8 protein-coding genes are annotated in these 6,186 nt (G+C 66.0%); all 8 read right to left on the bottom strand.

Annotated features, from left to right (window positions below; translation table 11 throughout):
- Positions 1-82 precede the first annotated feature (82 nt).
- The gene (locus WBF82_RS10300) at positions 83-838 is read right to left on the bottom strand and encodes a YebC/PmpR family DNA-binding transcriptional regulator (RefSeq protein WP_424382936.1); all 756 of its coding nucleotides are present in this window, start codon (positions 836-838) and stop codon (positions 83-85) included.
- 237 nt (positions 839-1,075) lie between these two features.
- Positions 1,076-1,678 carry a class I SAM-dependent methyltransferase gene (locus tag WBF82_RS10295; RefSeq protein WP_424382935.1) on the bottom strand — a complete coding sequence of 201 codons (603 nt, stop codon included), beginning with the start codon at positions 1,676-1,678 and terminating at the stop codon, positions 1,076-1,078.
- 1 nt (position 1,679) lies between these two features.
- On the bottom strand, positions 1,680-1,958 hold the full coding sequence (locus tag WBF82_RS10290) for a hypothetical protein (protein ID WP_424382934.1): 279 nt from the start codon (positions 1,956-1,958) through the stop codon (positions 1,680-1,682).
- Positions 1,959-2,040: 82 nt separating this feature from the next.
- Entirely contained in the window at positions 2,041-2,649 is a 609-nt protein-coding gene (gene pdxT / locus WBF82_RS10285) for a pyridoxal 5'-phosphate synthase glutaminase subunit PdxT (protein ID WP_424382937.1), read from the bottom strand.
- A complete protein-coding gene (tesB, locus tag WBF82_RS10280) occupies positions 2,628-3,473 on the bottom strand; it encodes an acyl-CoA thioesterase II (protein ID WP_424382933.1) in 846 nt (281 codons plus the stop codon). The genes pdxT and tesB overlap by 22 nt, the downstream gene beginning before the upstream one ends.
- A gap of 4 nt (positions 3,474-3,477) precedes the next feature.
- The gene (gene pdxS, locus WBF82_RS10275; RefSeq protein ID WP_424382932.1) at positions 3,478-4,374 is read right to left on the bottom strand and encodes a pyridoxal 5'-phosphate synthase lyase subunit PdxS; all 897 of its coding nucleotides are present in this window, start codon (positions 4,372-4,374) and stop codon (positions 3,478-3,480) included.
- Between the two features lie 45 nt (positions 4,375-4,419).
- A complete protein-coding gene (locus WBF82_RS10270) occupies positions 4,420-5,415 on the bottom strand; it encodes an NUDIX hydrolase (RefSeq protein WP_424382931.1) in 996 nt (331 codons plus the stop codon).
- The coding region (locus WBF82_RS10265; RefSeq protein WP_424382930.1) for a glycosyltransferase family 4 protein at positions 5,415-6,186 on the bottom strand (772 nt) is incomplete at its 5' end. The genes WBF82_RS10265 and WBF82_RS10270, both read right to left, overlap by 1 nt.

Below are 6,186 nucleotides of genomic sequence, written 5' to 3'. Positions count from 1 at the left end.
CGACTCGCCCGTGCCGCTGAACACGTGAAGCCCGATATTCGAGTTAACCTGCTAACCGCCTAGACGTCGCGTCGTCACTGGCCTAGTCGTCGTCGAGGGCGGCCAGCACCTCGTCCGAGATATCGATATTGGTGTAGACGTTCTGCACGTCGTCGCTCTCTTCCAGCGCGTCGACCAGCTTGAACACCTTGCGCGCCCCGTCGACGTCCACCGGAACGCTCACCGACGGTTGAAAGCCCGCCTCGGCGGAGTCATACTCAATCCCGGCGTCCTGCAGCGCCGTCCGCACAGCGACTAAATCGCTTGGCTCGGAAATGATTTCGAAGCTGTCGTCGAGATCGTTAACGTCCTCGGCGCCCGCTTCCAGCACCGCGGTCAGCACGTCGTCCTCGGTCAGGCCGTTCTTCTCCAGAGTCACTACGCCCTTGCGGGAGAACAGATATGACACTGACCCCGGGTCGGCCATCGTGCCGCCGTTGCGGGTCATCGCCACCCGGACCTCGCTGGCCGCGCGGTTGCGATTATCGGTCAGGCACTCGACCAATACCGCCACCCCACTCGGCCCGTAGCCCTCGTAGGTGATGGTCTGGTAATCGGCGCCGCCGGCCTCTTCGCCGGCGCCGCGTTTGCGGGCCCGCTCGATGTTGTCGTTGGGCACCGAGCTCTTCTTGGCCTTTTGGATGGCGTCGTAGAGCGTCGGGTTGCCCGCCGGGTCACCGCCACCGGTGCGCGCGGCGACCTCGATGTTTTTGATCAGCCGGGCGAATTCCTTGCCACGGCGCGCGTCCTTGACGGCCTTTTGATGCTTGGTGGTGGCCCACTTGGAATGGCCGCTCATCTCCTCTACTACCTCTTCTGTTGCTCTAAAAGTTCGCCTGACGAGTCTACGTGGACGCCGGATACCGATTGGCAGCCGCCGCCTCAGCTTCCCCAGGTGCCACAGAATCTTGGCGATGAGCCGATGTGCCCGCCTCTGAGCGACAACGGCCGGTCGTTGAGACGTTGTCGCTCAGAGGCGGGCAAAAGCGCCACCTGGCCGTTTCCGGTAACTGCAGTGACGGATGTGGCGTAAGTGCTAGCCGGGTTTGATCCAGCGCCATTGCGTCGACCACCAGGGGCCCGCATCAGGCAACGTGTCGCTGACCGCGCCGACCACACCGGGCCACCATTCGGCGTGGTAGTCGTCTCCGGACAACCAGCCGCCGGGCGCCACCTTCGGCGCCCATGCCCGGATATCGGCGGCGACGCTGGGGTAGTCATGACGGGCGTCGATATGCACCCAGGCCAGCGAGTCGTCGGCGAACAGCGCGGCCGCGCCGACCGAGTCGCTGATCACCAGCTGAATCGTGTCGGCCAAGCCGCAGCCGATGATGTTGCGGTGCAACAAACCGGCGAACGTTCCGCCGCCGTGCGCAACTGCGGGCCCGTGCGCGTCGGTGTCGTCGCGCCCTTCCGGTCCACTCCCCCGGCCGGTGTCCACACCGATGATCCGCGTCGTGGCGTGACTACTGCGCACCACCTCACCCAGCGAGCAGATGCTGCGCCCCAAGTAGCAGCCCACCTCGACAAACCAACTGCCGTCGGGGAAATGCGCCGCGGCTTCCTCTTGATGCCGACGCCACTGAAACCAGCCCGGGATATCACGCCACGTGCGGACCGGCTTGTCGAACGTGGTCAAGTCAGCCGTGGGGTGCGTCGGAGATCTTGCTGTCTGGTGTGCCGACCGTTTGGCAGTAAATCAACGCCGACGCACGCGTTGCCGAGACCTCCAGGTTGTTGGGCTCGTTGCCGCTCTTGTCTTTGAGCATCTTGCTGACTTCTGAATCCTGCTTCTTTTCGTCCTGCGTCTTGAAGTCCTTGCACTTGGTGTCGCCACCGGTGTTGATGATCTGTGACGCAGAGCAGCCGCTGAGCACCACCGCGGCGATCGCGATTGCCGCGGCTCCAGTTCGCTTCATGCTCGACCTTTCTATGACGGAATGGTGAGTATCTTTTACACCGCAACGCCCCGGCTCAAACCCGGGGCGATATCCGAAGCCGTCACGCCGCCCCGTTGACGATGTCGACGAACAACCGATGGATGCGACGGTCCCCGGTCATCTCCGGGTGAAACGCCGTGGCGAGCACCCGGCCCTGCCGCACCGCGACGGCGTGCCCGGCCGCCGTCGCCAGCACCTGCACACCGTCGCCACACCGCTCGACCCACGGCGCGCGGATGAACACCGCGTGCACCGGCTCTTCGAAGCCGCTAAAAGCAACATCGCCTTCGAACGAGTCGACCTGACGCCCAAAAGCGTTGCGCCGCACAGTCATATCGATGCCTGACAACGGCAACGCCTCCCGCCCACCGGCGCCGGCGTCCAAAATTTCGCTGGCCAACAGGATCATCCCCGCGCACGCCCCGTAGGCCGGCATCCCGTCGGCTAACCGCAAGCGCAGCGGCTCCAGCAGATCCTGATCGCGCAGCAGATGGCTCATCGTGGTGGACTCGCCACCGGGAATCACCAGCGCATCACAGGCGTCCAACTCATCAAGGCGCCGCACTGGCATCGCAGAAGCCCCGGCCTCGCGCAGCGCGGCCAGGTGTTCGCGGGTGTCGCCCTGCAGCGCCAACACCCCGATGCGGATCACTGTCCAGCCGGCCGGTATCCGCGCGCGAAGCGGGTCAGCCCCTCCTGCATCACCGCGGCCACCATCTCGCCGTATTGATTGAAGATCTTGCCCTGGCACAGCGAGCGCCCGCCGGTCGCCGACGGCGAGGACTGGTCGTAGAGCAGCCACTCGTCGGCCCGAAAGACCCGCATGAACCACATGGCGTGGTCCAGCGACGCCACTTGCAGATGCGACCGCTCGTCAAGGTGATTCACCTGCGCCGATCCCAGCAGGGTCAGGTCGCTCATGTAGGCCAGCGCGCAGATGTGCAACACCGGGTCGTCGGGCAGCGGGTCGCGGTGCCGAAACCACACCTGTTGCTGAGAAGCCTTGCCGGGCAACCGCTGCAGTTCATCGCGCGGCACGATGCGAATGTCCCACTCCCCGAACTGACGAAATCCGGCGTCGTCGAAAACCTTCATCGACTTCAGTCCAGGCAGATCGTCCGGTGGCGGCGCCGACGGCATCGCATCCTGGTGGTGGATGCCTTCCTGATCGGCCTGGAATGACGCCGACATGGAGAAGATGGTTTCGCCGTGCTGGATGGCGTTGACCCGCCTGGTGCAAAACGAGCCACCGTCACGCAATCGCTCGACAAGAAAAATGGTGGGCGCCTTGGCATCTCCGGGCCGGATGAAGTACCCGTGCAGCGAGTGCACCAGAAACTCCGGCTTCACGGTTCGCACAGCCGATACCAGCGACTGGCCCGCCACATGGCCGCCGAAGGTGCGCTGAAAGAAACCCGATTCCGGGCTGAAAACGCTACCTCGGTAGATGTTGACCTCGAGTTGCTCGAGATCAAGAATCTTCTCGATCGACAAGTTCTTACCAGCCGCGTTCCGCCAGGCGATGTGGCGCGGCGATCTCCTCCACGTTGATGCCGACCATCGGCTCACCCAGCCCGCGGGACACCTTGGCAAGCACGTCGGGATCGTCAAAGAACGTGGTGGCCTTGACGATCGCGGCGGCGCGCAGGGCCGGGTCGCCGGACTTGAAGATGCCCGAACCGACGAAAACGCCTTCGGCTCCGAGCTGCATCATCATGGCCGCGTCAGCCGGGGTGGCGATACCGCCGGCGGTGAACAACGTGACCGGTAGCTTGCCGGCCCGCGCCACCTCCACGACCAAATCGTAGGGCGCGGCGAGTTCCTTTGCCGCCACGTACAACTCGTCATCGGACAACGAACCCAGCCGGCGGATCTCTCCCCCGATTGCGCGCATGTGGGTGGTGGCGTTGGATACGTCGCCGGTGCCGGCTTCACCTTTCGAGCGGATCATCGCCGCGCCCTCGTTGATCCGGCGCAGCGCTTCACCGAGATTGGTGGCGCCGCAGACGAACGGCACAGTGAACTTCCACTTGTCAATGTGATGGGTGTAGTCGGCCGGGGTGAGCACCTCGGATTCGTCGATGTAGTCCACCCCGAGGCTCTGCAGGATCTGCGCCTCGACGAAGTGCCCGATGCGCGCCTTGGCCATCACCGGAATGGTGACCGCGGCGATGATGCCCTCGATCATGTCCGGGTCGCTCATCCGCGACACACCGCCCTGGGCGCGGATATCGGCGGGCACCCGTTCCAGCGCCATCACCGCGACGGCGCCGGCGCCCTCGGCGATGCGGGCCTGCTCCGGGGTGACGACGTCCATGATGACGCCGCCCTTGAGCATTTCGGCCATCCCGCGCTTGACCCGCGCCGTTCCAGTCTGCGGGCCGCCGTTGTTCATAGCGACCAAGTCTAGTGGTCGACGGCAAATGGTATTTCGCGTGCCTCAGCGGATGGACTGCAGCTGGCGGGCCCGCTCCGGCGCGCCGGCCAGCGCAATCGCCTCGGCGAGCAGTTCGGCGAGCTGCAACGGATACACCGTCTCGCCAGCAGCAACCAGATCAGCGATGTCAGCAGCGTCACACCAGCGGTGGCAGTGGATATAGCGGTTCTCCAACTCGGTCCGCCCAGCGGCGGACGGCTCGAACCGTCCGGTCCGGTAGACGAAGAAGAATTCCTCGCTGTCGATCGCCGAGCCGTTGAAGTCGAACACCGCTTCCCGTCGCCAGATCGGGCCGATCATGTCGGCCGCAGCCACACGCAGACCGGTCTCCTCGGCCAACTCACGAGCAGCGGCCTTGGCCAACGGCTCACCGTCGCCGACCTGGCCACCCACGGTGAACCACCACCGCGGCGCGCTCCCCGCCGCCGCGGCCGGGTCAGACCCGCACAGCAGCAACACCGCCCCGGTCTCGTCAAGCAACACCAGCCGCGCCGAAGTCCGCTTGCTCTGCGCAAGTGCCTGCGACCGCTCCGCGATCTCGAAATAGCTTGGCAGCGAGGCGGTTCCGCCTAAGCGCAGCAATCGAACCAGCCGTCGTTCGCGCAGCGCCAGCGTGTCGCGGACCGCGTCGTTGTGGAATCGGCGAGCCAGCAACACCCGCGCTTCGGCGTCGACCAGCTCGGCGATCAGCCCCGCCGGCATCGCTGCCGGATCGACGATCGCCAGCGCGGCCGACAGGCTGTTTTCGCAGGCCTCGCGAGCCTGCCGAGGGGCACATTCGGCGGCGTCGGCCAGGGCCGCTAACTGCGGCGCGGACGAGCTGGCCGCCACCGCGCGGGCCACCACGGCGCGACGGGCCAACGCGCCGTCCAACGCTTGCCAGGACAGGTCGTAGCGCACATGCAGCCGGTCGAGCCGATTGGCGGTTTCGTACGCCCAAAAACCACCCACGACCAGCACCGCCACCAGCAGGCCTAGCGCGATGACCAGCACGATCATCAGCTCGCCACCTGGACCTTGGCGCCGGCGCCCGCGACCGTTTCATAGACCCGCATGATCTGGCTGGCCACCACCGACCAGTCGTAGCGGCGCACCGCATCGGTGCCCGCCGCGATGTAGCGCTCGGCCAAAGAATCGTCCTCCAGCACCGCGACCAGGCCGGCCGCCAGTGCGGCGCTGTCTTCGACCGGCACCAGTCGACCCGCATCGCCATCACGCAGCACCCGCCGGAACGCGTGCAGATCGCTGGCGACCACCGGGGTGCCGGCAGCCATCGCCTCGACGAGCACGATGCCGAAACTCTCCCCGCCGGTGTGCGGCGCACAGTAGACGTCGGCGCTGCGCAGCGCGGACGCCTTGCCGACGTCGTCCACTTGGCCGAGGAAGCGCAGATGGCCGGCCAAGCCGCCGGCCGTGTCGAGCAGTTCGTCTTCGTTGCCGCGGCCGACGATCAGGACTTGCACGCCCGGGAAGCGCTCGACCACCCTGGGCAGCGCATCGATCAGCACCGCCATGCCTTTGCGGGGTTCGTCATAGCGGCCCAGGAACAACACCGTCTTGGCCGGCCGCGGATACCCGTCGAGCAGCGGCGCAGAGGCCATCGCGGCGACGTCGACACCGTTGGGTATCTCCACCGCATCCGATCCCAGCGCCTCCATCGGCCAGCGCCGGGCCAGGTCGGACACCGCGATGCGGCCGACGATCTTCTCCTGCATCGGCCGCAGCAGGCCTTGAACCACCGACAGCATCAGCGATTTGGTGGTCGAGGTG

Source organism: Mycobacterium sp., assembly GCF_049673265.1.
In the GTDB taxonomy this organism is placed as follows: domain Bacteria; phylum Actinomycetota; class Actinomycetes; order Mycobacteriales; family Mycobacteriaceae; genus Mycobacterium.
The sequence above is the reverse complement of the archived record's forward strand: the minus strand, read 5'-3'. Positions and strand labels throughout refer to the sequence as shown.

Coding starts and splice junctions, on each gene's coding strand:
- WBF82_RS10300 (WP_424382936.1), bottom strand. CDS start 838: ATGAGCGGCCATTCCAAGTGGGCCACCACCAAGCATCAAAAGGCCGTC.
- WBF82_RS10290 (WP_424382934.1), bottom strand. CDS start 1,958: ATGAAGCGAACTGGAGCCGCGGCAATCGCGATCGCCGCGGTGGTGCTC.
- pdxS (WP_424382932.1), bottom strand. CDS start 4,374: ATGAACAACGGCGGCCCGCAGACTGGAACGGCGCGGGTCAAGCGCGGG.
- WBF82_RS10270 (WP_424382931.1), bottom strand. CDS start 5,415: ATGATCGTGCTGGTCATCGCGCTAGGCCTGCTGGTGGCGGTGCTGGTC.